This window comes from Actinacidiphila sp. bgisy145 (assembly GCF_057708125.1).
In genome coordinates this window covers 87,244-113,474 of the sequence record NZ_JBYIRL010000004.1, presented here as the reverse complement: position 1 = coordinate 113,474, position 26,231 = coordinate 87,244, and the positions used below count along the sequence as shown (strand labels likewise).

The 26,231-nt window shown below is 75.2% G+C and carries 20 protein-coding genes; 8 read left to right on the top strand and 12 right to left on the bottom strand.

The features are described from left to right. Positions 1 to 3: 3 nt before the first annotated feature. Together AC3ERT_RS05470 and AC3ERT_RS05465 are read right to left on the bottom strand one after the other, a co-directional pair. Positions 4 to 1,656: a TerD family protein gene (locus AC3ERT_RS05470; RefSeq protein ID WP_435125935.1), complete on the bottom strand. Its 1,653-nt coding sequence runs from the start codon at positions 1,654 to 1,656 to the stop codon at positions 4 to 6. Between the two features lie 154 nt (positions 1,657 to 1,810). After that, on the bottom strand, positions 1,811 to 2,422 hold the full coding sequence (locus tag AC3ERT_RS05465; RefSeq protein ID WP_435125932.1) for a M48 metallopeptidase family protein: 612 nt from the start codon (positions 2,420 to 2,422) through the stop codon (positions 1,811 to 1,813). Positions 2,423 to 2,698: 276 nt separating this feature from the next. Between AC3ERT_RS05465 and AC3ERT_RS05460 the strand changes: the two genes are divergently transcribed. Together AC3ERT_RS05460 and AC3ERT_RS05455 are read left to right on the top strand one after the other, a co-directional pair. Further along, positions 2,699 to 3,991: a TOMM precursor leader peptide-binding protein gene (locus AC3ERT_RS05460; RefSeq protein WP_435172951.1), complete on the top strand. Its 1,293-nt coding sequence runs from the start codon at positions 2,699 to 2,701 to the stop codon at positions 3,989 to 3,991. A gap of 22 nt (positions 3,992 to 4,013) precedes the next feature. After that, positions 4,014 to 5,363, top strand: coding sequence for an ABC1 kinase family protein (locus AC3ERT_RS05455; RefSeq protein WP_435125925.1), 1,350 nt, complete (start codon positions 4,014 to 4,016; stop codon positions 5,361 to 5,363). Between the two features lies 1 nt (position 5,364). Here the strand turns inward: AC3ERT_RS05455 and AC3ERT_RS05450 are convergent, their stop codons facing one another. The 5 genes from AC3ERT_RS05450 to AC3ERT_RS05430 form a co-directional block, all read right to left on the bottom strand. Continuing rightward, entirely contained in the window at positions 5,365 to 5,592 is a 228-nt protein-coding gene (locus AC3ERT_RS05450; protein ID WP_435172949.1) for a hypothetical protein, read from the bottom strand. Positions 5,593 to 5,763: 171 nt separating this feature from the next. Beyond that, positions 5,764 to 6,105, bottom strand: a complete 342-nt coding sequence (locus AC3ERT_RS05445) for a hypothetical protein (RefSeq protein WP_335977360.1) — start codon at positions 6,103 to 6,105, stop codon at positions 5,764 to 5,766. Then, entirely contained in the window at positions 6,102 to 6,515 is a 414-nt protein-coding gene (locus AC3ERT_RS05440; RefSeq protein WP_335977362.1) for a WhiB family transcriptional regulator, read from the bottom strand. The genes AC3ERT_RS05445 and AC3ERT_RS05440 overlap by 4 nt, the downstream gene beginning before the upstream one ends. A gap of 152 nt (positions 6,516 to 6,667) precedes the next feature. Beyond that, a complete protein-coding gene (locus AC3ERT_RS05435; RefSeq protein WP_335977365.1) occupies positions 6,668 to 7,051 on the bottom strand; it encodes a hypothetical protein in 384 nt (127 codons plus the stop codon). A gap of 137 nt (positions 7,052 to 7,188) precedes the next feature. Beyond that, positions 7,189 to 9,516, bottom strand: coding sequence for an ATP-dependent DNA helicase UvrD2 (locus AC3ERT_RS05430; protein WP_435172946.1), 2,328 nt, complete (start codon positions 9,514 to 9,516; stop codon positions 7,189 to 7,191). A 185-nt stretch (positions 9,517 to 9,701) separates the two neighbouring features. Here AC3ERT_RS05430 and AC3ERT_RS05425 point away from each other — a divergent pair, with 185 nt between their 5' ends. The 5 genes from AC3ERT_RS05425 to AC3ERT_RS05405 all read left to right on the top strand — a co-directional run bounded on the left by AC3ERT_RS05425 (position 9,702) and on the right by AC3ERT_RS05405 (position 12,822). Beyond that, the gene (locus tag AC3ERT_RS05425; RefSeq protein ID WP_335977368.1) at positions 9,702 to 9,956 is read left to right on the top strand and encodes a mycoredoxin; all 255 of its coding nucleotides are present in this window, start codon (positions 9,702 to 9,704) and stop codon (positions 9,954 to 9,956) included. Between the two features lie 108 nt (positions 9,957 to 10,064). Continuing rightward, positions 10,065 to 10,688, top strand: a complete 624-nt coding sequence (locus tag AC3ERT_RS05420; protein ID WP_435172944.1) for an RraA family protein — start codon at positions 10,065 to 10,067, stop codon at positions 10,686 to 10,688. A gap of 63 nt (positions 10,689 to 10,751) precedes the next feature. Next, a complete protein-coding gene (locus tag AC3ERT_RS05415) occupies positions 10,752 to 11,675 on the top strand; it encodes a GrpB family protein (protein ID WP_435172942.1) in 924 nt (307 codons plus the stop codon). A gap of 45 nt (positions 11,676 to 11,720) precedes the next feature. Continuing rightward, entirely contained in the window at positions 11,721 to 12,170 is a 450-nt protein-coding gene (locus AC3ERT_RS05410) for a MarR family winged helix-turn-helix transcriptional regulator (protein ID WP_435172940.1), read from the top strand. A gap of 94 nt (positions 12,171 to 12,264) precedes the next feature. Next, a complete protein-coding gene (locus AC3ERT_RS05405) occupies positions 12,265 to 12,822 on the top strand; it encodes a cysteine hydrolase family protein (RefSeq protein ID WP_435172939.1) in 558 nt (185 codons plus the stop codon). Positions 12,823 to 12,879: 57 nt separating this feature from the next. Here AC3ERT_RS05405 and nudC read toward each other — a convergent pair whose 3' ends face one another. The 5 genes from nudC to AC3ERT_RS05380 form a co-directional block, all read right to left on the bottom strand. Beyond that, positions 12,880 to 13,827, bottom strand: a complete 948-nt coding sequence (nudC, locus tag AC3ERT_RS05400; protein WP_435172937.1) for an NAD(+) diphosphatase — start codon at positions 13,825 to 13,827, stop codon at positions 12,880 to 12,882. Between the two features lie 155 nt (positions 13,828 to 13,982). Then, positions 13,983 to 15,425 carry a M20/M25/M40 family metallo-hydrolase gene (locus AC3ERT_RS05395; RefSeq protein ID WP_335977386.1) on the bottom strand — a complete coding sequence of 481 codons (1,443 nt, stop codon included), beginning with the start codon at positions 15,423 to 15,425 and terminating at the stop codon, positions 13,983 to 13,985. Between the two features lie 53 nt (positions 15,426 to 15,478). Further along, positions 15,479 to 18,874, bottom strand: coding sequence for an ATP-dependent helicase (locus AC3ERT_RS05390; RefSeq protein ID WP_435172935.1), 3,396 nt, complete (start codon positions 18,872 to 18,874; stop codon positions 15,479 to 15,481). 77 nt (positions 18,875 to 18,951) lie between these two features. Next, positions 18,952 to 22,248: an ATP-dependent helicase gene (locus tag AC3ERT_RS05385; protein ID WP_435173091.1), complete on the bottom strand. Its 3,297-nt coding sequence runs from the start codon at positions 22,246 to 22,248 to the stop codon at positions 18,952 to 18,954. 322 nt (positions 22,249 to 22,570) lie between these two features. Beyond that, positions 22,571 to 22,993 carry an MGMT family protein gene (locus AC3ERT_RS05380; RefSeq protein ID WP_335977395.1) on the bottom strand — a complete coding sequence of 141 codons (423 nt, stop codon included), beginning with the start codon at positions 22,991 to 22,993 and terminating at the stop codon, positions 22,571 to 22,573. A 227-nt stretch (positions 22,994 to 23,220) separates the two neighbouring features. Here AC3ERT_RS05380 and AC3ERT_RS05375 point away from each other — a divergent pair, with 227 nt between their 5' ends. After that, positions 23,221 to 26,157, top strand: a complete 2,937-nt coding sequence (locus tag AC3ERT_RS05375; RefSeq protein ID WP_435172933.1) for a lysylphosphatidylglycerol synthase transmembrane domain-containing protein — start codon at positions 23,221 to 23,223, stop codon at positions 26,155 to 26,157. Positions 26,158 to 26,231 lie beyond the last annotated feature (74 nt).

The window sequence follows — 26,231 nt, the reverse complement described above, 5'->3', positions numbered from 1 at the left end:
GGGTCACACCTCGTAGGGCTGGACGACGATGAAGTTGCCGGGGGCGCCGCGGAACTGGAGGTTCACGGTCTCGCCGCTGTGCCCGGGGTAGGCGCTCCTGCGCAGCCGCACCTGGCTGGAGACGATCACCTGGGAGCCTGCCGACCAGGCGACGATCGCGTTGCTGTCGGCGTAGGTGGTCGGGGTGACCGGCAGGACCACCGGGGTGCCGTGGGTCTTGACGACCACGGTGCCGGTGCCCTGGAACTGCATGGTGAACAGCGCGCCGCCCGGGATGCCGTGGCCCTCGATCCTGCGCACCTCGTGCTGGAGGCCCTCGTCGAAGGCGAGCACGTTCTCCGCGGAGACGCAGATCGCGTCGCCCTGCAGCTCCACCGGGTGCAGGTAGGAGGCGTTCTCCGCGAAGAAGACCTGGCCGGCGCCGGTGCAGCGCATGAGCTGCATCTCCTGGCCGGTCATGTTGCCGACGACTCGGCCGCGGAAGCCCGCGCCCTTGTAGCCGAAGTCGACCCTGCCCTGGTAGAGCACCATGGCGCCCTGCCGGGCCAGCACCGGCTGCCCGTCGCCCTGGCCGAGGTCGGCGCGCATCATCTTCGGGTTCTGCTGCGTCCAGCGCCGACCGGTCGGCTGCTCGCGGTACTTCTGCATGGACACGGAGATGCCCGCGGCCAGGGTGGGTGTCTGCGGCACCGCGTATCCGCCCGGGGCTCCCGTCGGCGGGCCCGGCGGGCCGGGCTGCCCCGGGAAGGGCGGCGGGGTGGCCTGGCCGGGGAAGGCGGGCGGTGGGGACGGGGGCGGTACCTGGCCGAAGGGCGGTGCCTGGGCCGGCGGCGGGGTCAGCGGCCCGACCATGGTGGGCGCCTGGTGGATGGAGGGGGCGGCGGCGCCGGGCAGCGGCGGCGGGGTGCCCGCGGCGGGCCCGGGCGGCGGGGTGCCGAACGCGGGCGCGGGAAGGGGCGGGGGCGTCGGCGCGGGAGCGGGTGCCGGTGCGGGTGCCGGGGCCGGAAGCGGCGGCGGGGTGGCCGCGGCGGGTCCGGGCGGCGGCGCGAAGCCGGGGGCGGGGGGCGGTGCGCCGCCGGGCGGGGCGAACCCCGGGGCGGCCTGCGGTTCCTGGGCGGCTGGCTCGTCCTCGGCGACCTCGCCGCCGAAGTTCCGCAGCAGCGCCTCCAGCCCGCCGTCGAAGCCCTGGCCGACCGCGGCGAAGCGCCACACGTCCTTGAGGTAGACGTCGGCGAGCATCACCGCGCGCTCGGTGCTGAACTCCGCGCCGGTGAAGGGGTACCGCGCGACCTCCTCGCCACCGGCGACCAGCCGGATGTAGCCGGGCGAGATCTGCGACATCTGCCCGTCGCCGTCGATGGTGGCGGTGAAGGACAGCTTCCGCACGGCGTCGGGGACCTTGTCGAGGGTGACCCGGAAGGACTCGGTGTCCCCGGCCTGCGCGCCCAGCAGCTGGATCGATTCCTCCGGCGACTTCGGCTGGTTGAAGAACACGAAGTAGCGGTCGTCCGAAAGCCGCTCGTCGGCGTCGAGCCCGAAGCAGCTGATGTCGAACGTGAGGCCGGGAGCGGTGATCTGCACGCCCACGTAGAGATCCCTGCCCGCGGTCAGATCACTGATCCTGGCCTTGTGGCCACGTTGGAACTCCCTGGCCATGCGCGAACTTCCCCCATTTCCGCCTGTCGTCCGGCTCGGCGCGCCGCTGTGCACACACCCTGCGTCCCGGTGCGTTGCGTCAGGCTAACCGCTTGCACCGGAAGCGGCCATCACCGGCCCGTACCAGCCAGGTACCGGTGCGGTCCCGGCGGTGTCAGTCCTCGCTCGGGGCGGGCGCGTGCGGCAGGCGCTCGGCGGCGACGACCCCTTCGAGGAAGCCGCGGGCGCGCTCGGTGCGCGGATAGTTCTCCAGCAGCTTCCAGAACCGCGGGCCGTGGCCGGGCACCAGCAGGTGCGCGAGCTCGTGCAGCAGCACGTAGTCGATGACGTACTCGGGCATGCCCTGGAGCCGGTGGGACAGGCGGATGCTGCCCTCGGCCGGGGTGCAGGAGCCCCAGCGGGAGTTCTGGTTGGTGACCCAGCGCACGGTGTCCGGGACGGCCCGGGCGTTCAGGTACTGCTCCGACAGGCGCGCGGCGCGGGCGGCGAGCTCGTCGTCGCCGGGCATCCGGCGGCTCTCCTGCGCGGCGAGCTTGTCCAGCATCACCGTCACCCAGCGCTGCTCCTCCGCCGCGGACATCCGGGCCGGCAGCAGCACGATCGTACGGTCGCCGTCCCGGTAGGCGGACACCGTACGGCGGCGGCGGGCGCTGCGGCGCACCTCGACCGGGCCCGTCACGGCCGGCCCGCCCGGCCCGCCGGACTCGCCCGCCCGGGTGCCGCGGGCGGGCTGGTCTGCGATGTCATGGGCAGGGTCAGCGGACACAGCTCGACGTTACCCGCTGTACCCGGCGAAAGTCCCGCCTCCAGGCCGGTTGCCCCGCTCATCACCTCGTTTTGTGCTCATCTTGAACGACTATTCCTCACAGCCTGTGGACAACTTTCGCCGGGTCGAGCGCGCTTTCGGGCACAGTGGAGCCAGCGGTCACCGAGAGTGATCGGTTGATTCGGTCGTGGTGGGTCCGGGCGGGCTTGCGGAGACGGGCGCGGTGGCGTGCCCGGGTCGGCCCGGTCCTGCCCGGCGGGTGGAGAGGGCGGAGCCATGCGGTTGATGTTGAAGAGCGCGCTGCGCAGGAGCTGGCGGGACCAGGAGTGCGTGCAGTTCGGGGTGGACCCGGAGCGGGCGGTGGTGCTGGAGCCGGTGGACGGCCCGGCGGCCGGCTTCCTGTCGCTGCTGGACGGCACACGCAGCGCCGACGTGCTGGCCCGCGAGGCGGAGGCGCTGGGGCTGGGGCCCGACCGGGTCCGCAGGCTGCTGGGCATGCTGGCGGAGGGCGGCGTGCTGGACGACGCCTCGGCGCACGCCGACCTGTCCGGGGCGCTTCGGCACCGCACGGACATGCTGGACCGGCTGCGCCCGGACCTGGCCGCCTTGTCCGTGGTGCACCCGGCCCCGGGCGAGGGCGCGCTGCGGATACGGCACCGGCGCGCGTCGCGGGTGCGGGTGCTGGGGGCTGGGCGGGTGGGCGCGGCGGTGGCGGCGGTGCTGTCGGCGGCGGGAGTCGGCTCGGTCGACGTGGCCGACACCGGTCGGGTCGAACCCTGGGACATCGGCCCGGCGGGCTTCCCGGCCGACCAGGTGGGTGAGCGGCGGGACGCCGCGGGGCGCGGTGTGGTCCGCCGGGCGGCTCCCGGAATGCCCCGCGGGCACGGCCGGGCCGGACCGGACGCCGGCCCGCGCCCGCCGGGCACGGTCGTCGTGGTCGCCCCGCGGGAGGGCCTGCTCGCGTACGCGCCCGACGTGGAGGACGCTCGCCGGCTGGTGGCCTCGGGCGTTCCGCACCTGTACGCGGGGGTGCTGGAGGGCACCGGACTGGTCGGGCCGCTGGTGCTGCCCGGGTGGAGCGGCTGCGGCGAGTGCCAGGGGCTGGCGCTGGCCGATCGGGACCCAGCGCTGCCCCGGGTGCTGGCGCAGCTGCGGTCCGGGCGCCCGTCGGCGGTGCCGGCCTGCGACATCGCGCTGGCCACGGCGGTGGCGGGGCTCGCGGCGGCGCATGTGCTGGCCTATCTGGACGGGCGGCTGCCGCCGAGCGCGGGCGCCCGGGTGGAGCTGTCGCTGGCTCGGCTGTCCACCCGGGTGCGGGCGCTGGTGCCGGACGACCGGTGCGGGTGCGGGGCGGCGGAGCGGGACCGGCCCGCCGACGCGCCGGAGGGCGGAGCGGATGCGGGAGGAGGGGTCGCGAAGGCCGGGCCGGAGCCGGGTGCGGGCCCGCCGGGCGGGGTCTGCGCGGGCCCGCGGGGCGGGGCGGAGGCGGCCCGGGACGGCGTTCCGCGGTCGATCGGCGCTGATCGGCACGGTCCGCCGGCGGCGGAGGGAGGCACAATGGCCATGTGACCGACGGGAAATGAGGGGGCGCATGTCTGATCTTCCGCGCAAGGCGGTGACTCGCACCGCGAAGCTGGCCGCGCTTCCTCTGGGCTTCGCCGGGCGGGCCACGCTCGGGCTGGGCAAGCGGCTGGGCGGCCGGCCGGCCGACGAGGTCGCGACCGAGTTGCAGGAGCGCACCGCGGAGCAGCTCTTCAAGGTGCTCGGTGAGCTGAAGGGCGGCGCGATGAAGTTCGGGCAGGCCCTGTCGGTCTTCGAGTCGGCGCTGCCGGAGGACGTCGCGGGACCGTACCGGGCGGCGCTCACCAAGCTCCAGGAGGCGGCGCCGCCGATGCCGGCGCGCACCGTGCACCGGGTGCTGGCCGAGCGGCTCGGCAAGGACTGGCGCTCGCTGTTCACGTCCTTCGAGGACACCCCGGCCGCGGCCGCGTCGATCGGGCAGGTGCACCGGGCGGTGTGGAGCGACGGCCGCCAGGTCGCGGTGAAGGTCCAGTATCCGGGGGCCGGGGACGCGCTGCTGTCCGACCTGTCGCAACTGGGCCGGGTGGCACGCCTGTTCGGTCCGCTGGTGCCGGGGATGGACGTGAAGCCGCTGCTGGCGGAGTTGCGGGCGCGGATCGCGGAGGAGCTGGACTACGAACTGGAGGCGGCGGCCCAGCACGCGCACGCGCGGGAGTTCGCCGGGGACCCCGACGTCGAGGTGCCGGACGTGGTGCACCAGGCGGACCAGGTGCTGGTCACCGAGTGGATGGGCGGGGTGCCGCTGTCGGAGGTGATCGCGGACGGCAGCCAGGAGATGCGGGACCGGGCCGGGCAGTTGCTGGCGCACTTCCTGTTCGCCGGCCCGGCCAGGACCGGGCTGCTGCACGCCGACCCGCACCCGGGCAACTTCCGGCTGCTCACCGACGACGGCCCGGCGGAGGGCTGGCGGCTGGGGGTGCTGGACTTCGGCACCGTGGACCGGCTGCCGGAGGGGCTGCCGCTGCCGATCGGCACCGCGCTGCGGTTGGCGCTGGCGGGCGACGCGGACGAGGTGTACCGCATGCTGCGCGCGGAGGGGTTCGTCAAGCCGACGATCAAGCTCGACGCGGAGGCGGTGCTGGACTACCTGCTGCCGATCATCGAGCCGGCCGGGCAGGAGGAGTTCCGGTTCGACCGGGCGTGGATGCGGGCGCAGGCGGCCCGGATCGCCGATCCGCGCTCGCCGGCCCACCAGTTGGGCAAGCAGTTGAACCTGCCGCCGTCGTATCTGCTGATCCACCGGGTGACGCTCAGCACGGTCGGGGTGCTGTGCCAGCTCGGCGCCCAGGTGCGGCTGCGCGCGGAGCTGGCGGAGTGGCTGCCCGGGTTCGCCCCGAAGGACACCGCGCCGCCGGAGTGAGCTACCACCAGGTGGAGTCGAGGCGTCCTTCGATGCTGCGCAGGTGCCGGCGGACGCAGGTGTCGCAGAAGTAGCGGCGCCGGCCGTTCTCGACGGAGCAGGCCCAGCTCAGCGGAAAGGTATCGGCAACGGTGCCGCAGCGGCCGCAGGTCGTACCGGATGCGGTGCGGGTGGTCGCGCCGGGCGCTGTGCCGGTCGCCGTCGTGGCCTGATCGGGTTTGTGATCCACCGGTTGACGGTACCTCCGCGGGAGGGGGCCGCGCCGCGGCAACGCACCGCGGGACCGGCCCTGGTCGGGCCGGTCCCGCGGGATCGTAGGTGGTCAGTGCCGTTGCACAGGTGCCGGGGGGCCGTTACTGCATCCCGGCTACCCGCGCGCGGGCGTGGGTGGTGGTGCGCGTTACTGCATGACCGCCATGGCCAGTGCGCGGCGGGCGCGCAGCGAGGCGCGTTCGGCGCGGCGCTGGAAGCGGCGGGCGGCGATCAGGTGCTGGGACCTGCGTTCGCGTTCGGCCTCGCGCAGCCGGTCCTGCATATGGGCACGTGCCAGGGCTTCTGGCATGAGTTGCATTTCGAGGTTCCTGTTCTGGGTCGACGCCATGGCGTCGGAGGTGCGTGCGGGCTGATCGGTGCGGGGAGTTGTCATCGGGGCCTGATTCTTGGAGTCGCGGTGCTTCGGGTCGTGCGTCAGGGGCCGGTCGATCGTGCCGGGCCGGGCGCGGAACACGGCGCGCGTGCTCATGCCGCCACGGCGTTCTTGCGCGGACGGCCACGCGGCCGCTTGCGGGGCACCACGACACCCTGGATGAACAGCTCGCCGCCCCAGACACCCCAGGGCTCGCGGCGGTCCTTGGCACCGGCGAGGCAGGCCTCGCGGACCGGGCAGGTCTGGCAGAGGGACTTGGCGTACTCCACGTCCGCCGGGGACTCCGCGAAGAAGACCTCGGGGTCGTAGGTGCGGCAGGGGACGGGGACGCCGAGTCGCTCGATCTCGTCGTCGAGCTCGGTGAGGGGCAGCAAGGTCTTCTCCGGAGGGTCTGTGCTGGGGTTCCCGGCGGTGGAGCCGAGAGGCGGGCGGTCGGTGAGGTCGCCGGTGGGCGTCCCGGTCAGGTCGGGCTGAAGTCCGGACGTGTCGTGCGGGGCGGAATGCACGGTGTTCGTTCCTCGTCTGTCGGTTCGGCCGGTGGGCCGGTCTTCGGTTGTCCTGTCTGCGAAGACAGCGATCTCGGGTGGAGAAAACAGAAGGGCCGCGGTTCCCGGTGTGGGATTCCGCGGCCCTGAGAGGGTGCCGACCTGACTCGCTGTCAGGTTGGATCGCTCCAGGGTTCAGGCCCGCGGAAGGCCCAGCTACCGTGCTGCGTCTGCTTTTCCTGCTGTCCGTTCACCAGGCCGGTGACAATGGCCGTATCGGCACCATTGGCACCGCGCATAGCGGAGATCGCGCTGATCGCGCCGGCGCCGACGGCCGCGGAGGTAAAGGCATAGGCAGTCGCCTGTGCCTTCGCCGCCGCTACCGCGGGCGCCTCGGTCGGTCGCTCACTCCGCGCCCGCAGCGGCAGAACCGGCAGCAGAGCGGAGGCGAGGGACAGACCGGTGCCGCGCAGCGAGACCATGGAGACGTCGAGCGAGCAGGCGGCAGCGGCGACCGGGCGATCGGTCACTTTGGTGATGGTGGTGAAGGTGCTCACTGTGCTCGCCTCCTCTCGGCGTCTCGTAAGGGCGGTAAACCGGACTTGCCTAGTACATCACAGTCTTGGCGGCTCTTGGAAGACCCGCTCCCGACCGTGCTCCCGCAGGCTATGAGGACTCCTGCGGGATGCGCAAACTATTTTTCGGCTTCTTCTGAAGAAGATTCGGCGGCCTCTTCCCCGTCCGCGGGAAACGCCTCCACCGCACCCGCTCCGACCTCGTCCGAAGCCTCCTCCGGCCCCCCGTCGGCGGTGTCGGCGGTGTTGTCGGCGGCGGGGCCCTCGGGGTCCCCGGCGTCCTCGGCGTCCTCGACCTCATCGCGCGCATCGCCGGTGCACAGTGCCAGCACATCGGCCCCGAACTTGTCGAGCTTCCTGGCCCCCACCCCCGGGATCGCGGCGAGCCCCTGCTCGTCGGACGGCCGGACCTCGGCGATGGCCAGCAGCGTCTTGTCGGTGAAGACGCAGTAGGCGGGCTGGCCGAGCGCCTTCGCCTGCTCCGTCCGCCAGCCGCGCAGCCGGTCGTACAGCGCCTCGTCGAGGTCGGAGGGGCAGTCCTCGCAGCGCATCAGCTTGATCTCGCCCGCGTCCGAGAGGGTCCGCCCGCACACCCGGCACAGCACCGGGCCGCGCCGCCGGCTGCGCCCGCCCGCACCGCGCTCGACGCCGCCCTGGCCGCCGGCGCCCCGAGCCCCCCGCGGCGCGGAGCCCGGCCGCAGCCCGTCCATGAAGCGGGAGGGCCGCCGCCCGCCGCGCCCGCCCGGCGAACGCGACAGCGCCCACGACATCGACAGGTGCAGCCGGGCCCGGGTCACCCCGACGTACATCAGGCGGCGCTCCTCCTCGATCTGCTCGTCGGTCTTGGCGTGGGTGATCGGCATGGTGCCCTCGGTCAGGCCGACCAGGAACACCGCGTCCCACTCCAGGCCCTTCGCCGCGTGCAGGGAGGCGAGGGTGACGCCCTCCACGGTCGGGGCGTGCTGCGCGTTGGCCCGCTCGTCCAGCTCCGTGACGAAGTCCGCGAGCACCGCGTCGGGCCGGGCCGCGGCGAAGTCCTCCGACAGCCGCACCAGCGCCGCCAGCGACTCCCACCGGTCGCGCACCGCGCCCGAACCGGCGGGGGGCTCCGAGGCCCAGCCGCGCGAGCTGAGCACGGCCCGCACCTGCTGCGGGATCGTCTCCGGCTGCTCGCCGGGGTCGGCGGCCGCGCGGGCGGCGGCGCGCAGCAGCATGCCCGCCTCGCGCACCTCGGGCCGCTCGAAGAACCGCTCGGCGCCGCGCAGCTGGTAGGGCACACCGGCGTCGGCCAGCGCCTGTTCGTACACCTCCGACTGGGCGTTGATCCGGTAGAGCACCGCGATCTCGCTGGGGCGCACCCCGGCGTCGATCAGGTCCTTGATCCGGCGGGCGGCGCCCTCAGCCTCGGCCGGTTCGTCCGGATACTCGGTGTACACCGGCTCGGGGCCGGGGTCGCGCTGCGAGACCAGTTCGAGCCGGTGGGCGGCGGCGTGGCCGCGGGCCTGGGCGAGCAGGCCGTTGGCCAGACCGACGACCTGGGGGGTGGAGCGGTAGTCCCGGACGAGCTTGACCACGGTGGCGTCCGGGTGGCGGGTGCGGAAGCCGAGCAGGTAGTCCGGGGTGGCGCCGGTGAACGAGTAGATCGTCTGGGACGCGTCGCCGACCACGCACAGATTCCCGCGGCCGCCGAGCCACAGCTCCAGCAGGCGCTGCTGGAGCGGGCTGACGTCCTGGTACTCGTCCACCACGAAGTGCTGGTACTGCGAGCGGACGGTCTCCGCCACGTCCGGCCGGTCCTGGAGCACGCCGACGGTCAGCAGCAGGACGTCCTCGAAGTCGATCAGGCCGCGGTCGCGCTTCAGCTGCTCGTACGTCGCGTAGATCCGCGCGACCTCGGCCGGGTCGCGCGGCACGTCGCGCGAGGTCTTGGCGGCGACGGCCGGATACTCCTCCGGCACCGTCTGGGTGACCTTGCACCACTCGATCTCGCCGGTCACGTCCCGCAGTTCGCTGCGGTCCAGCCTGATCCGGGAGCGGGCGCCGGCCTCCGCGACGAGCTGCACCTTGCGGTCCATGATGCGCGGCATCTCGCCGCCGATCGCGCGCGGCCAGAAGTACTGCAACTGCCGCAGGGCCGCGGCGTGGAACGTCCGTGCCTGCACCCCGCCCGCGCCGAGCTGCCGCAGCCGGCCGCGCATCTCCCCCGCCGCGCGCGCGGTGAACGTCACCGCCAGCACCGTGGCGGGCTGGAGGACGCCGGCGCGCACGCCGTACGCGATCCGGTGGGTGATCGCACGGGTCTTGCCGGTGCCGGCGCCGGCCAGCACGCACACCGGGCCGTGCAGGGCCGTGGCGACGGCGCGCTGCTCGGGGTCGAGTCCGTCGAGCACCGCGTCCGCGGAGTCGGGCATCGCGGGGAAGAGCGAGTCGTGGGTTGTCGCAGTCACACCGCCACTGTGCCAGGTTCCGGCGACAGCCCCGCCGGGTTGTCCACAGCCCGGCCCGTACCGGGTGGCCCGCCCCGGTCCGGAATGCGCGCCGGGGCCGGGGCGTTGCCGGGAATGCCGAGACCTCGTCCGGCGTTCCCGGACCGAGGCAACTTGAGGACCCTGGACGAGGAGCGGATCACGACATGTCCGGCACCGTGACGATGTACAGCACTTCCTGGTGCGGCTACTGCCGCCGGCTGAAGAGCCAGCTCGACCGGGAGGGCATTGCCTACACCGAGATCAACATCGAGCAGGACCCGGCGTCGGCGAAGTTCGTGGAGGAGGCCAACGGCGGCAACCAGACGGTGCCGACCGTCCTCGTGGTCGCGCCCAGCGGCAAGAAGTCCACGATGACGAACCCGAGCCTCGCGCAGGTCTCCCAGGCCCTGAGCGCCTGACCGGCCCTCCCCCGGGCCGCTGCCCCGGGCGCCCCGCCGGCGCCCGGGGCGCCCTCGCGCCTGCGCACGCCGGCACATACCGGTACCGCCGGTGCTACGGTCGGGCGCGTGGACGAGACCGCAGGGTTCCAGGATGTGCCGCCGACCACGCTCGCCGACCTGCTCGACCGCGCGCAGGTCATGGACATCGGCATCCGGCCGCTGTGGCCGTCGGTGCCGCGGGTGGCAGGTCCGGCCTTCACCGTGCGCTGCCCGCCCGGTGACAACCTGATGCTGCACGCCGCGATCCACCGCGCCCCGGTCGGCTCCGTCGTCGTGGTCGAGGCCGGCGACATCGATCACGCGGTCGCGGGCGGCAACGTCTGCGCGGTCGCCCAGCGCAACGGCATCGCCGCGTTCGTGATCGACGGCGTGGTCCGCGACCTCGCCGAGATCCGCGAGATGCGCTTCCCCGTCTTCGCCCGCGGCATCATCCCCATCCCGGGTGCCAAGGCCGCCGCCACGCCCCTGAACGCCCCGGTCACCTGCGGCGGGGTCCGGGTGCACGCCGGCGACATCGTGGTGGCCGACGAGGAGGGCATCGTGGTCGCCCCGCGCGACCGCGCGCCCCAACTCCTCGCCGACGCCCGCGCGAAGCTCGCCAAGGAGGCCGCGGAACCCCTCGACACCTGGGAGGCGGCCCACCGCGCCCGCATCGACGAGATCCTCCGCGCCCAGGGCCACCAGGACTGACACCCGCCCGCCGCACACGCCAGGGGGGCGCGTGAACAGGTACGGACACCGGGCGGCGGCGCGGTGACGGCGCGCCGCCCGCAGCGCCCGACGCGCGGCGCCGTGCACGGCGTCGCCCGCACCGCGGCCGGCGACCCGCTCGGCTACCACTACATCGACATCACCCCGCACCAGCCGGTGGAACTGCGGTCCTCCGCCTCCTACACCAGCCCGAGCGGCGGCTTCTCCCTCTCCCTGCCCCCGGGCTCCTACACGGTCCGCGTCGGCCTGCGCCGCCGTGACGGGCAGCCGCGGCAGGGCGGCGCCCGGGTGGAGGTGGCCGCGGGTGCGACCTCCTACGTCGAGGTGGTCGGCGCCTCCGGCGAGCCCGGGGGACGGCAGTTCGCCGCCTGGAGCGCGGTGCGCCGCCTCGAAGGCGGCGCCGTCACGGCGTGCGAGCCCGCGCCCGCCGTCACCGTGGCGCACCACGACCCGCGGTGGACACGGGCGTTCGCCGCCGAGCGCGCCCTCCTCGCGGACGCGCTGCCCGGCGCCCGGGCGATCGAGCACGTCGGGGCGACCAGCGTCCCCGGCCTGTGCGCGGCGCCGACCGTCGACGTCCTGGTGGTCGTCGAGGACCCGGCCGAGGCCGCCGTACGGGCCCGGCAGCCGCTCGTACGCAGGGGATACGCGCCCGAGCCGGCGCCCGAGGTGTTCCCGGCCGTCGAGCAGCCGCTGCTCCTGGCCAGAAGCGCGGGCGGGCGGCGGACGCACCTGCTGCACCTGGTGGCCGCGGGCTCCCCGCTCGCCGGGCGCTACCTGCTGTTCCGCGACTTCCTGCGGGCCGACCCCGGGACCGCGCGGCGGTACGCCCTCGTCAAGCGGACGCTCGCCGCCCGGTACGCGTACGAGCCCGGGCAGTACGCGGCGGAGAAGGCGCGGCTGTTCGGCGTGGTGCTGCTGGGCGCGCGGGAGTGGCGGCACAGGACGGCGCGGTCGGCCAAGTAGCCAGCCAACTGTGTAGTTGGCTGTCCAAAGTGCTAGCCTGCCGGTATGGACGGCAGGCAGGCGGACGGCGCGGACCCGGCGGTGCTCGCCGGGGAGTTGCGGGTCGCGGTCGGTCAGCTGGTACGGAAGCTGCGGGAGCAGACGGAGGGCAGCGACCTCACGCGGTCGCAGTCGTCGGTGCTGCTGCGGATCGAGCGGGACGGGCCGGCCACGGCGACCGCGCTGGCGCGGGCGGAAGGCATGCGCCCGCAGTCGATGGCGAAGATCGTCGCGGTGCTCCAGGACGCCGGACTGGTCGGCGGCGCCCCCGATCCGGCGGACGGCCGGAAGACGCTGCTGAGCCTGACCGGGGCCGCGCGGGAGCAGTTCCGCACCGGGCGGCTGGCCAAGCACGACTGGCTGACGCAGGCGATCGGGTCGCAGCTGTCCGCCGAGGAGGCCGCCCGCCTCGCGTCCTGCACCGACCTGCTCAAACGGCTCGCCCAGTCACCCTGACCCGCCCCCGGCGCCGCCGCACCCGGCAGGCAGCCGCCGGCAGCGCCCGGCAGCACCGGACCCCCGAATCCCGAACGACACCCAAGGACCCCCCATGCCCATCACCGCCATCGACCCGACGGCCGCCCTGGTCGTCGTGGACCTCCAGGCCGGCATCGTGCCGCTGCCGCTCGCACACCCCGTCGAGGGCATCGTCGAGCGGTCGGTGGAACTGCTGCGGGCCTTCCGCGACCGGGGCCTGCCGGTCGTGCTGGTCAACGTCGCCGGCTCGCCGCCCGGCCGTACCGACCGCGGCGCCCGTGGCAGCCGTACCTTCCCCGAGGGCTGGACCGACCTCGTCCCGGAGCTGGAGCAGCGGCCGGAGGACCTGCTGGTGACCAAGTACGCGCGCAGCGCCTTCGCCGGCACCGGGCTGGCCGACCGGCTGCGGGCGCTCGGTGTGACGCAGGTCGTCGTGACCGGCATCGCCACCGGCAGCGGTGTGGAGTCGACCGCCCGGGACGCGCACGAGCAGGGCTTCCATGTCACGCTGCCGGTCGACGCCATGACCGACTCGGACCTGGCGACCCATGAGCACAGCGTGGCGAAGGTCTTCCCGAAGATCGCCGAGACCGGCAGCACCGAGGACGTACTGGCCGCCCTCGCCGGGTGAGCGCCGCCCCGGGGAGGCCGAGGCCCCCGGGCTCCCCGGCCTTCCCCGCTCCCCCGCCTACCGCACCACCGCCGTGCCCCCCTGCTTCGGCAGCGGCTTGCCGTACCACAGCTCGATCAGCCGGGCCGCGATCGAGATCCCGTACGGGGGCAGCACCTCGCCGGACTCGAACGCGGCGCGCAGGTCCTCGCGGGAGAACCAGCGGGCCTCGTGGATCTCCTCGCCGTCGACCTGGATGTCGGAGGAGGTGGCCTGCGCCATGAACCCCAGCATCAGGCTGGAGGGGAACGGCCAGGGCTGGCTGGCGACGTAGGAGACGTCGCCGACCGTGACGCCCGCCTCCTCGAAGACCTCGCGGCGCACCGACTGCTCGATGGACTCGCCGGGTTCGACGAAGCCCGCCAGCGTGGAGAAGCGGCCCTCGGGCCAGTGCACCTGGCGGCCGAGCAGGGCGCGGTCCTCGTCGTCGGTGACCAGCATGATGACGGCCGGGTCGGTCCGCGGGTAGTGCTCCGCGCCGCAGGCCGGGCAGCGGCGGATGTGGCCGGCCGCGGCGATGACGGTGCGCTCGCCGCAGCGCGAGCAGAAGCGGTGCATGCGCTGCCAGTTCTCCAGCGCCACCGCGTGGACCATCAGCCCGGCCTCCAGCGGGGAGAGCAGCCCGCCCACCTCGCGCAGCCCGGCCGGGCGGGCCGGGTCGTCCATCCGCCCGGGCAGGGTGTCCTTCTGGAGCGCGAAGTAGCGCACGCCCTCGGCGTCGATGCCGAGGAAGTAGCGGTGCTGCTCGGTCTCGGGGGCGTCGAACGCGGGGGTCATCACGAGTTCGGCGCCGCCGTCGGAGGTGTCCTCGACCAGCACCTGCCCGCCGGAGACGACGAAGACGCGGGTGGTGGGGTGGCTCCAGGCCGCCGCGAGCCACGCCTCGTCGAGCCGGTGGTGGGCGGCGCGGTCCACCCCGGTGTACGTGAGGCTCAGCGGCTTCGATGTCGCGTCGAGTTCGGTCAAGGCGTCTTCCCAACTCCCCTTTGCGGTGCCTGCGGTCCCTGCGGTGCCGGTGCCGGCTGCGGTCCGTGCGGTGCCGGTGGTGCCTGCGTTGCCTGCGGTCCGTGCGGTCCCTGCGGTGCCCGCGCTGCCTGCGGTCCGTGCGCTGCGGCCGGTGGTCATCGGCTGCTCGGCCACGGTTCCTCCGCCCAGTCCGCGGCCAGTTCCGTCCACAGGTGCGCCGCAGTCTCGACGCCCTTGAACAGCAGGTCGAGATCCACCTTCTCGTCCACCGAGTGCCAACCGTCGGACGGCACGGAAATTCCCAGGAACAGCACGGGTACGCCCAGCACGTCCTGGAGGTCCGCGGCCGGCCCCGACCCGCCCTCGCGGGTGTACCGGATCTCCTGGCCGAAGGCGCGGCCCATCGCGCGCACCAGCGAGCGCAGCGCCGGGTGGTCGAGCGGGGTCAGGCACGGCCGGGTGCCCTCGCCCCAGAAGCGCAGCTCGTGCCGGATGCCCTCGGGCAGCCGGGCCGCGACCCAGTCGGTGAACAACTCCCGCACCCGGGCCGTGTCCTGCCCGGCGACCAGCCGGAACGAGAACTTGATCTCCGCGCGCGAGGGCACGATCGTCTTGCCGCCGGGGCCGCCGTACCCGGCGTGGATGCCGTTGACCTCGGCGGTCGGCCGGGCCCAGATCCGCTCCAGCGTGGTGTGGCCGCGCTCGCCGAGCGCCGCGTGCGACCTGGCGGTGCGCAGCCAGCCCGCCTCGTCGAACGGCAGCTCCGCCAGCAGCGCCCGCTCCCGGTCGGTGAGTTCCACCACACCGTCGTAGAAACCAGGGATCGCCACCCGCCGGTCCTCGTCGTGGAGCGCGGCGACCAGCCGGGCCGCCTCCGTGGCCGGGTTCGGCACCGCGCCGCCGAAGGAACCGGAGTGGATGTCCTGGTCCGGCCCGTACAGGTCGATCTGGCCGTCGACCAGGCCGCGCATGCCGGTGCACACCGTCGGGGTGTCCTCGGCCCACATGCCGGTGTCCGAGACGATCACGGTGTCGCAGCGCAGCCGGTCGGCGTGCTTCCTGATCAGTGCCCCGAAGTGCGGCGACCCGGATTCCTCCTCGCCCTCGACGAGCAGTTTGACGTTCACCGCCGGGGCGGTGCGGCCGGTCGCCGCCAGGTGCGCGCGCAGGCCCAGGGTGTGCAGGAACACCTGGCCCTTGTCGTCCGCGGCGCCGCGCGCCCGCAGTCGGCCGTCCTGCTCGACCGGCTCGAACGGGTCCGTCGCCCAGCCGTCCTCGCGCGCCGCGGGCTGCACGTCGTGGTGCCCGTAGACGAGGACCGTGGGGGCGTCGGCCGCGCCGCTCGGCCACTCCGCGAACACCGCGGGGCCGCCCTCGGTCTCCCAGACCTCGGCCACCGGGAAGCCGGTACGGGTCAGGGCCGCCGCGAGCCATTCGGCGCTGCGGCGCACGTCAGGGGCGTTGTCGGGGTTCGCGGAGATAGAGGGGATGCGGAGCCAGTCCGTCAGCTCGGCGAGGAACGCGGCGCTGTGCTCCGCGATGTACGGGGCCGGGTCGGCCGGGAGCGGGTGGACGGCGTTGTCCGGGGTCGTGCGCATGGTTTTCAGCGTACCGGGAGCGCCGGCGGACCCGTCCGGCCGCCCGCTCCCCGTCACCCGCCGTCGGGGCCCGGCGCATCGGGGCGCAGCAGCCGCTCCAGCGCGGCCCGGTCCGGCAGCCCGGCGGGCCGCAGCAGCGTGCCGGTGCGGATGTGCAGGAACGCCGCCCGCACCCGCTCCACCGGCACCCCCTGCTGCTCGGCCCAGGCCAGCCGGTAGATCGCCAGTTGCAGCGGGTCCGCGGTGTCCGTGCGGTGCCCGGTCTTCCAGTCCACGATCTCGTACGTGTACGGGTCCGCGCCGGCGTACCGGTCCGTGTCCGTGTACGGGTCCGCGCCGGCGTCCGGTGCCTGCTCCGTACGCTCCCGGTACACCGCGTCGATGCGGCCGCGGATCAGGCGTCCGGCGAGGGTGAGGGTGAAGGCGGCCTCGACGCGGTAGGGGGTGCGGTCGGCGTACGGGGTGCGCAGGAAGGCGTCCTTGAGGGCGGCGAGGTCCTGCTCGTCGGCGATGTCGTCGCCCGGTTCGACGCCGGGCAGTTCCTCGGGGCCGAAGAGCGGCCGGGTGTCGAAGCGGGACTCGACCCACGCGTGGAAGCGGGTGCCGCGCCGGGCGGCGGGGGCGGGCGGGCGCGGCATGGGGCGGGCCAGGTCGCGGGCGAGGCCGTCGGGGTCGGCGGCCAGCCGCATGAGCTGGGTGGCGGTCAGGGTGCGCGGGAGGGGGACGTCGTGGACGGTGGCGCGGGCGCGACGGAGCTCGCCGGTGAGGGCGGTGAGGTCGCGGTCCCAGGCGGCGACGAGGCGGGAGTCCTCAGGAGGGAGGTCCGCGTCGGGGGCGGGTGCGGGTGCGGACTCGGGTTCGGGGGCGGGAGTGCCTTTCCCCCGGGTGGGTTGCGGGGGGAGGGCACCGGGCGGCGGCGGGGTGGGAGCGGGGACGGCCGCGGAAGGGGCGGTGGCGGCGATCTCGGCGAGCACCGACTCGGCGGCATGGCGGCGCCGGGCCAGGGCGGTGGGGTCCAGCGGCAGCGGCCAGGGGGGTTCGGTGGCGGCGGCCAGAGCCGGGTTCTCGGCGTTCTCGGCCGGCGCTTCGGTCCAGACCTCGATCTCGCCGTGCCCGGCCTCGCAGTGCTCGCGCAGGGCCTCCAGGAACACCGACGGCCCGAACGGTCTGGTCTGGGTGGCGCCCCACCAGTAGCCCGAGCCGAGCAGGAGGGAGCGCGGCCGGGTGAAGGTGACGTAGCCGAGCCGCAGTTCCTCCACCCGCTGGTGCTCCTTCATCGCGGCGCGGAAGCCGTCGAGCCCGGCCTTCGTCCACTCCTCCACGTCGGGCAGCGTGGCGGCGTCCCCGCGCAGCCCGTGCGGCAGCACCTTCGCGTTGACCGGCCACAGCTCGCGGCCGCGTTCGCTGGGAAAGCCCTTGGCGACCAGCCCGGGCACCACGACCACGTCCCACTCCAGGCCCTTGGACTTGTGGGCCGTGAGCAGCTTCACCGTGTCCTCGCCGCCGGGCAGCGAGCTGTCCAGGCCCTTCTCGTACTGCGCCGCGGTGTGCAGGAACCCCAGGAAGGCCAGCAGGGTCGCCTCGCCGTCCAGCGCGGCGAAGGACGCGGCCACGTCCAGGAACGCGTTCAGGGTCTCCTGGCGGCGGGCGGCCAGCGCGTGCGGCGACGCGGCCAGTTCCACCTCCAGTCCGGTGACGGCCAGCACCCGGTGGAGCACGTCCATCAGCGGATCGGCCAGTGCCCGCCGCAGGTCCCTTATCTCGTTCGCCAGCCGGGCGAACCGCACCCGCGCCTGCGCGGAGAACGGCAGGTCGTCGCCGGGGTCGGCGTCGAGGAACGTCTCCAGGGCGTCGGCCAGCGACACCACCTCGGCCGGGTCCACGCCCTCCACGGCCGCCGCGAGCCGGTCGGGCTCCGCGCCGCCGGGGCCGTAGCGCACCAGCAGCCGGGCCCGGCGGCCGAGCAGCGCCAGGTCGCGCGGCCCGATCCGCCAGCGCGGCCCGGTCAGCAGGCGCACCAGGGCCGCGTTCGCCGTCGGGTCGTGCAGCACCTCGCAGGTCGCGACGAGGTCGGCCACCTCCGGCAGGTGCAGCAGCCCCGACAGCCCGACCACCTCCACCGGCACGTCCCGCGCCACCAGCGCCGCGTGCAGGTCCGCGAAGTGCGCCGCCGTACGGCACAGCACCGCGACCTCCCCCGGCGGGGTGCCGGTGCGCACCAGGTGGGCGACGGAGTCGGCGAGCCACCGCGTCTCCTCGGCCTGGGTGGGCAGCAGCGCGCACCGCACCAGGCCGTCGCGCTCCGCGCCGGGCGCCGGGCGCAGCGCCTCCACGCCTTCGTGCCGCGCCCGCAGTTCGGCGGCCAGCCCGTTGGCGAGGTCCAGCAGCCGGCCGCCGGAGCGGCGGTTCTCGCTCAGCGCGTACCGGTCGGCGGGCCGCCCGTCCGCGTACGGGAAGTGCCGCGGGAAGTCGTCGAGGTTCGCCACCGACGCGCCGCGCCAGCCGTAGATCGCCTGGCAGGGGTCGCCGACCGCGGTCACCGCGTGCCCGGTGCCGCCGCCGAACAACCCGGCGAGCAGCAGCCGCTGGGCCACCGACGTGTCCTGGTACTCATCCAGCAGCACCACCCGGTACTGCTCGCGCAGCAGCGCGCCGACCTCCGGGCGGCTGAGCGCGAGCTCGGCGGACAGCGCGATCTGGTCGCCGAAGTCGAGCAGGTCGCGGCCCTTCTTCTCCTGCCGGTAGGCGGCGGCCAGTTCGGCGAGGTCGCGGCGGGCTGCGGTGGCCTGCGCCACCTCCCGCACCCAGGCGTAGCCGCGCGCCCCCGGGTCCAGGGCGCCGAGTTCCGCGGCGAGCCGGGTGTCGTGGGCGCGCAGCCGCTCGGCCGGCACCAGGTGCTCGGCCAGCTCGCCCGACAGCGCGAGCAGGTCCCCGACGAGCGTGGGCAGCCCCTTGGTCAGCGCCGGATACGGGCCCGGCGCGGCCCGCAGCACCTTCGCCGCCAACTGGAACCGGGTCGCGTCGGCGAGCAGCCGCGCGCTCGGCTCCAGCCCGATCCGCATCCCGTGGTCCTTCAGCAGCTGCCCGGCGAAGGCGTGGTACGTCGAGATCTGCGGGTCGCCCGGCACCTGGTCCGGGTCCAGGGCCGCCGGGCCGTCCGCCGCTCCCGGGGTGACGCCCGCGCGCACCAGCGCCCGCCGGACCCGCTCGGACAACTCCGCCGCCGCCTTGTTGGTGAAGGTCAGCCCCAGCACCTGCTCCGGCGCGACCTGCCCGGTGCCGACCAGCCACACCACCCGCGCGGCCATCACCGTGGTCTTCCCCGAGCCCGCCCCCGCCACGATCACCCCGGGAGCCGGCGGCGCGACGATGCACGCCATCTGCTCCGGGGTGAAGGGGATGCCCAGCAGCTCCTTGAGCTGCTCAGGGCGGTTGAGACGGTTCACCACCCAGTGAGGCTATCCGGCCGGGCCGACACGCTTCACCTGCCGCTCCCGCCCCTGCCCCTCCCGGTACTCCCGCTCTCCTACTCCACGACCTGCTGTCCCTCCGGGCGGGCCGTGCACGCCGAGCGGAAGGCGCAGTGCGCGCAGTGGTGGCCGGCCGCCGGCGTGAAGCGCTCGTCCAGCACCCGCCCGGCCGCCTCGGCGAGCAGCTCCTGCGCCCACTCCCCCTCGAGGGGCTCCTGCCGCTGCACCGCCGGAAGCGCGTCGCCGCCCTCCTTGCGGGTGGCGCCGACCCGCAGCTGCACGAGCTCGGCGCCGCCCGGGTGCGGGCGCGCGCCGCCGAAGAGCGGGTCGACGGCCCCCTCCCGGACGGCGAGCTGGTAGACCGCGAGTTGCGGGTGCCGCTCGACCTCCTTCGCGGTGGGCTTGGCCCGCCCGGTCTTGAAGTCCACGACGTACGCCTGCCCCTCGGCGTCCGTCTCCACCCGGTCCATGCTGCCGCGGATGCGCACCTGCGCGTCGCCCGCCTCCAGCGTCACGTCGAAGGCGTGCTCCCCGGCGACCGCCTGCCGGCCGCGCTCCATGACGTGCCAGCGCAGGAAGCGCTCCAGCGCGGCGCGGGCGTTCTCCCGCTCCTGCCGGGACTTCCAGGGCGCGTCGAAGGCGAGCGCGTCCCACACCGAGTCCAGCCGGGCCATCAGCACGTCCAGATCCGCGGGGGCACGCCCCGAGGCCACCTCGTCGGCCAGGACGTGCACCACGTTGCCGAAGCCCTGCGCGGCCGTCGACGGCGGCTCCGCCTTCACCTCTCGGCCCAGGAACCACTGCAACGCGCAGGTGTTCGCCAACTGGTCCAGCGCGCTGCCCGACAGCACCACCGGCTGGTCCCGGTCGCGCAGCGGCACCTCCGAGCGGGTCGGCTCGTACAGCCCCCACCAGCGGTCGGGGTGCGCGGCGGGCACCAGCGGATAGCCGTCGTCGGTGAGCGAGGCCATCCGGGCCAGCCGGCGCGCGGCGGCGTCCCGCAGCTCGGGGGACGCCTTCGGGTCCACGGTGGTCGCGCGCAGCTCCGCGACGAGCGGGGCCACCGCCAGCGGCCGGCGCGGCCGGTGGCCGACGTGCACCGGCTCCACGCCCAGCTCGGCCAGGAACCGCGACGGCTGGTCGCCCTCGTCCGCGGCGGACTTCACCGCGGTCACCAGCAGCCGGTCGCGCGCGCGGGTCACCGCCACGTAGAACAGCCGGCGCTCCTCGGCCAGCAGCGCGCCCGGGGTGAGCGGCGGCGCCAGTCCGTCCCGGCCGATCCGGTCGGCCTCCAGCAGCGAGCCGCGCCGCCGCAGGTCCGGCCACACCCCCTCCTGCACCCCCGCCACGACGACGAGCGGCCACTCCAGCCCCTTCGCCCGGTGCGCGGTCATCAGGCGTACGGCGTCGGGCCGTACGGTACGGCCGCCGAGCGTGTCGGCCACGATGTCGAACGACGACAGCTCGTCGATCAGGTTCAGCGCGCCCCGGCCCCCGGTGCGCTCCTCCGCCCGCGCCACCGTCTCGAACAGCGCGCACACCGCGTCCAGGTCGCGGTCGGCGTTCCGCCCGGCCGGGCCGCCGCGCAGCGCCGCCCGCTCCAGCCGGCCCGGCCATGGCGACCCGTGCCACAGCGCCCACAGCGCGTCCTCCACGGTGCCGCCCGCCGCGAGACCCGTGCGGGCCTCGGCCAGTTGCGCCCCCAGCCGCTGGGCGCCGCGCGCGTACGACGGGTCGTGGGCCGCCAGCCGCTCCGGGTGCGCCAGCGCCTCGGCGATCAGCTGGTCCGACGGGCGCGGCACCGCAGCGCCCGCGGCCCGCTCCTCCTCGCGCAGCGCGCGGCCCAGCTTCCGCAGGTCGGCGGAGTCCATGCCGCCCAGCGGTGACGTGAGCAGCGTCAATGCGTCCTCGACAGACAACCCGGACCCGGGGCGCTCGCCCTCGCCGCCCCCCGCGCCCGGTGCCGTATCGGCCCGGGCCGCGTGCGGGGCGTCGCCCGCGGCCGCTTGCCCGCCCGGGTCCGCGCTCGGCTGCTGCTCGCGGTCGCCGGACCCGGACGCCGCGTCCGCCGGCGCCGCCTGTTCCGGCGATGGCGCCGGCTGCGCCGCCGCTTCCGCCGCCACCCGCAGGGCCAGCAGCAGCGGGGCGACGGCCGGGTCCGCGTGCAGCGGGGTGTCGGACGGGGCGAGGTCGATCGGCACCCCGGCGGCGGCGAGCGCGCGGCGCAGCGTGGGCAGGGCCGCGGTGGTGCGGGTGAGGACCGCCATGCCGGTCCAGGGGATGCCGTCTTCGAGGTGGGCGCGGCGCAGCGCGTCGGCGACGGCCTCGAGTTCGGCGCCCGGCGTGGGGTGGGTGCGCACCGCCAGCACGCCGCCGGGCCGGTGCGCGGTCGGGGCGCGGTGGGCGCGGGCCGCGGTCGCGGGCAGCCGCGGCAGCGCCATCCGGCCCGCGAGCTGCCCCGCGGCGGCGAGCAGCACGGCCCCGGCCCTGCGGTTGCCGGTGAGCACCCGGACCGGGGCCGGGCGGCCGTCCTGGCCGGGGAACGCGGTGGGGAAGTCGAGGATGCCGTTCACGTCGGCGCCCCGGAAGGCGTAGATCGACTGGTCGGGGTCGCCGAAGGCGACGAGGGTGCGGCCCTGCCCGGCGATCGCCCGCAGCAGCCGGACCTGCGCGGCGTCGGTGTCCTGGTACTCGTCGACGAAGACCGCGTCGTAGCGCCCGGCGAGTTCGGCGTGCACCTCCGGCCGCCGGACCAGCCGGACCGCGCGGTGCACCAGTTCGGTGTAGTCGATGACGCCCTGGAGGTCGGCGACGTCCAGGTACTCCTGGAGGAACGCGGCGGCCGCGAGCCAGTCGGGGCGGCCGATCCGGCGGGCGAAGTCGGCGAGCGCGCGCGGGGCCAGGCCCAGTTCGCGGGTGCGGGCGAGCACGGCGCGCACCTCGTCGGCGAAGCCGCGGGTGGTCAGCGCGGCCCGCAGGTCGTCCGGCCAGCCCACCTTGGCGCGGCCCTCGCGGGCGAGCCGGGCCTGCCCGGCGAGCAGTTCGCGGACCATCAGGTCCTGCTCGGGCCCGGACATCAGCCGCACCGGCTCGGCGAACAGGTCGGGGTCCTGGTGCGCGCGCAGCAGCCCGTAGCAGAACGAGTGGAAGGTGGCGGCCTGCGGAGCGGCGGTCGCGCTGCCGGTCAGGAGCTGCGCGCGGGCGGCCATCCGGTCGCGCAGTTCGACCGCGGCGGCCCGGCCGTAGGTCAGGACGAGCACCCGGTCGGCGGGGGTGCCGGCCCGCACCCGGGCCAGGACGGCTTCGACGAGCGTGGTGGTCTTGCCCGTGCCGGGTCCGGCCAGCACCAGCATCGGTCCCCGGTCGTGCTCAACCACGGCACGCTGGGATGCGTCCAGCACTGGAGGCGCGGCGGACACCAGCGGGGCGCGCACCAGCCGGTAGCCTCCGACGCCCGGGCGGCCCGCCCGTACGTCACCGGTGCGGACGGCACCGGTCCGGGCGTCCGGGCCGGCCGTCTCGGGCGCGCCGCCAGCAGCAGTGCCAGGAAGTGGGGAAGAGGGGTTCACGTGGTTCGCCGGTTTCGTGGTGGTCAGGCAATGTACTCCGTACGGGCGGGCCGCGGCACGCGCCGCCGCCCGATGCCGGAAGCTGGGTGATATGAGCCTCGGGCCGTCATCCGCCGTCCGCGCCCGCCGTGCCGGGCGGGTCCTCGGCGTGCCGTCCGCCGTCCGGCCCCTGCCCGCCGTCCTGCCGGCCCTGCCCGTCCCAGCGGGCCCGGCGCATGTCCAGGCGCGGCAGGTGGCCCTCGGTGGCCGGGCCGGCCGTCCGCAGCGGGGTGCCCTCCGCGCGGTACTCCGCCAGCGCGCGCTGCTCGTGCCCGGCGAGCAGCACCCCGTCGGCGCGCACCACCCGCCACCACGGCACCACCGCGCCGTACTCCGCCATGACCCGGCCGACCTGGCGCGGACCGCCCTCCCCCAGCCACTCCGCCACGTCGCCGTACGTCATGACCCGGCCGGGCGGGATCAGGTCCACCGCGTCCAGCACCTTCTCCGCGTACGGCCCCAGCTCGCCCGCCCCGGTCTCCTCGCTCACCCGGTCAATCCTGCCGCACCCCGCCGACACCGGGGGGTTACGGCTCCGAACGCACAGGGCGCATGCCACCATCGTCCGGGCGGTGACTGGTGATACGAGACCAAGAAGAGACAACCGGGGACAAGCAGGGCGGCGGCGGGGCCATGGGGACCGCCGGCGCTCCCGGCGGGCTGTCCCCGGCCGCCTCCGCACCGCGGACCGGCGGCGGGGCCGGCACGGGGGCGGCAATGGCTGACGGTTCCGGCGGTTCCGATGACCCCGGCGGCTCCGGCAACTCCGGCGACCCCGACGGTACGGACGGCTCCCCGTCCACCGGCGGAAGACCCGGCGGCCTGCCGCAGCCGCACGGCGCCCACCGGGCACCGGAGGACCTGATCTGGACGGACCCGGACACCCCGAAGCCCAACGAGTCCCCGGGCCCCCAGGACACGCACGACACGCACGGCACCCACGAAGCCCCGGAAGAGCCCCCCGAGGAGCCCCCGTCCTGCGACGGCGCCTCCCCCGAGCCGGCCGGCGCCACCCGCCAGGCCGTCTCCGTGGACGAGCCGCTGCTCGCCGCCCGGGTGCACCGCCCCGCCGACCTGGTCCGCTTCTTCCTCGGGCTGCTCGGCATCGGCGTGGTGCTGGCCATCGCGGGCTTCGCGCACGCCACCACCAACGGCCTGGAGACCGACATCACCAAGGGCGCCATGCGGGCGCCGGACTTCTTCTCCTCCGTCACCGGCAACGCCGCGAGCGTCGCGGTGCTCATCGTGCCGGTGGCGTTCGCGGTGGAGCGGCTGGTCAAACGGGACGGGCTGCGGGTCGCGGACGGCGTGCTCGCGGCCGTCCTCGCGCACGGCGCCGCCCTCGCCACCGACCTGTGGGTGACCAACGCCGCCCCCGGCCCGATCCGCGAGGCGCTCTCGCACGGCGCGCCGACCGGGCTGGGCATGACCGACCCGGTGCAGGGCTACCTCGCCCCGGTCATCGCCTACGTCACCGCCTCCGGCATGGCCCGCCGGCCGCGCTGGCGGGTGGCGCTGTGGTTCGTCCTGCTGCTGGACGCCTTCGCGGTGCTGGTCGGCGGCTACACCACGCCGTTCTCGATCGCGCTGACCCTGCTGATCGGCTGGACCGTGGCGAACGGCACCGTCTACGCGATCGGCTCGCCGAACGTCCGCCCCACCGGGCAGAACCTGCTGGCCGGCCTGCGCCGGGTCGGGTTCGCGCCGCTGACCGCGCGGCGAGTGGTGGAGGACCGCCCGGAGAGCGCCGACTCCGACCGCGGCCGCGGCTACCTGGTCACCCTGGAGGACGGCCCGCCGCTGGACGTCACCGTGGTCGACCGCGAGCAGCAGGCGCACGGCTTCTTCTACCGGGCCTGGCGGCGGATGTCGCTGGTCGGCGGCATCACCCAGCGCCGCAGCCTGCTCTCGCTGCGGCAGGCGCTGGAGCAGGAGGCGCTGCTCGCGTACGCGGCGATCGCGGCCGGCGCCAACGCGCCCAAGCTGATCGCCACCTCGGAGCTGGGCCCCGACGCGGTGATGCTCGTCTACGAGCACATCGGCGGCCGGCGGCTGGACGCGCTGGCCGACGACGAGATCACCGACGCCCTGATGCGCGAGGCATGGACGCAGGTGCGGGCCCTCCAGTCGCGGCGGATAGCGCACCGGCGGCTGGTCGGCGAGTCGCTGCTGGTGGACCGGAGCGGCCGGGTCTTCCTCACCGACCTGCGCGGCGGTGAGATCGCCGCCGGCGACATCCTGCTGCGGATGGACATCGCGCAACTGCTGACGACGATGGCGCTGCGGGTCGGCCCCGAGCGGGCGGTCGGCGCGGCGCTGTCGGTGCTCGGCCCGGACGCGGTCGCCGCCTCGCTGCCGCTGCTCCAGCCGATCGCGCTCAGCCGCTCCACCCGCGGCGAGCTGAAGGCGCTCAACCGGGCCCGCGCGGTGCGGGAGCGGGAGGCGGTGCTCGCGGCGCTGTCCGCGGACAAGGAGGCCAAGGAGGAGGCCAGGGAGCGCAGCCGGGCGCAGGCCGCCCGCGGCCATGAGGGGGCGTCCGCGGTGCCCGCGGAGCAGTCCGGCACGCCGGCCCGGGCGCAGTCGAAGGCGGAGCGGAAGGCCGAGAGCAAGGCGGAGAAGCGCGCCATGGAGGACGCGCTGGAGGAGGTCCGCGAGGAGGACCTGCTGGCGCGGATCAGGCGTCAGGTGCTGCTGATCCGCCCGCAGGCGCCGGTGGAGCCGGTGCGGCTGGAGCGGATCAAGCCGCGCACCCTGATCACGGTCATCGCGGGCGCCTTCGCCGCGTACTTCCTGCTCTCCCAGCTGTCGTCGGTGCCGATCGGCCACGCCATCGTGCACGCGGACTGGAAGTGGGCGCTGGTCGCGCTGGTCGGTTCCGCGGCCAGTTACGTGGCCGCGGCCGGCGCGCTGTCCGGTTTCGTGCCGGAGCGGCTGTCGTGGCCGCGGACGGTGATGGCGCAGGTCGCCGGGTCGTTCGTGAAACTGGTCGCGCCGGCCGCGGTGGGCGGGGTGGCGCTGAACACCCGCTACCTCCAGAAGGCCGGGGTGCGGCCGGGGCTGGCGGTGGCGAGTGTGGGCGCCTCGCAGCTCGTCGGACTCGGCTCGCACATCGTGCTGCTGATGGCGTTCGGCTTCGTCACCGGCACCGAGAAGACGCCGTCGCTGTCGCCGTCGCGGACGGTCATGGCGGGGCTGCTGACCGCGGGTGTGCTGGTGCTGGTGGTCACCGCGGTGCCCGCGCTGCGGAAGTTCGTCTCCACCCGGGTGCGGGCGCTGTTCGCGGGCGTCGTACCGCGCATGCTGGACGTGCTCCAGCGTCCGGCGAAGCTGCTCACCGGCATCGGCGGCACCCTGATGGTCACGGTGACCTTCGTCCTGTGCCTGGACGGCTGCGTACGGGCCTTCGACGGGCACCTCAGCTACGCGACGGTCGCGGTGGTCTACCTCGCGGGCAACGCGCTGGGCTCCGCGGCACCGACGCCGGGCGGGGTCGGCGCGGTCGAACTGGCGCTGACCGGTGGCCTGATCGCGGCCGGGCTGCCGAAGGAGGTGGCCACGCCGGCGGTGCTGTTCTTCCGGCTGCTGACGTTCTGGCTGCCGGTGCTGCCCGGGTGGCTGGCGTTCACACACCTCAGCCGGAAGGGCGAGTTGTAGCGCGGCCTCGCCGCTGCGGGGGCGGGGCCTGCCGGCCGGCGGGACGACCGGTCGGCAGGAGCTGCGGGAGCGGG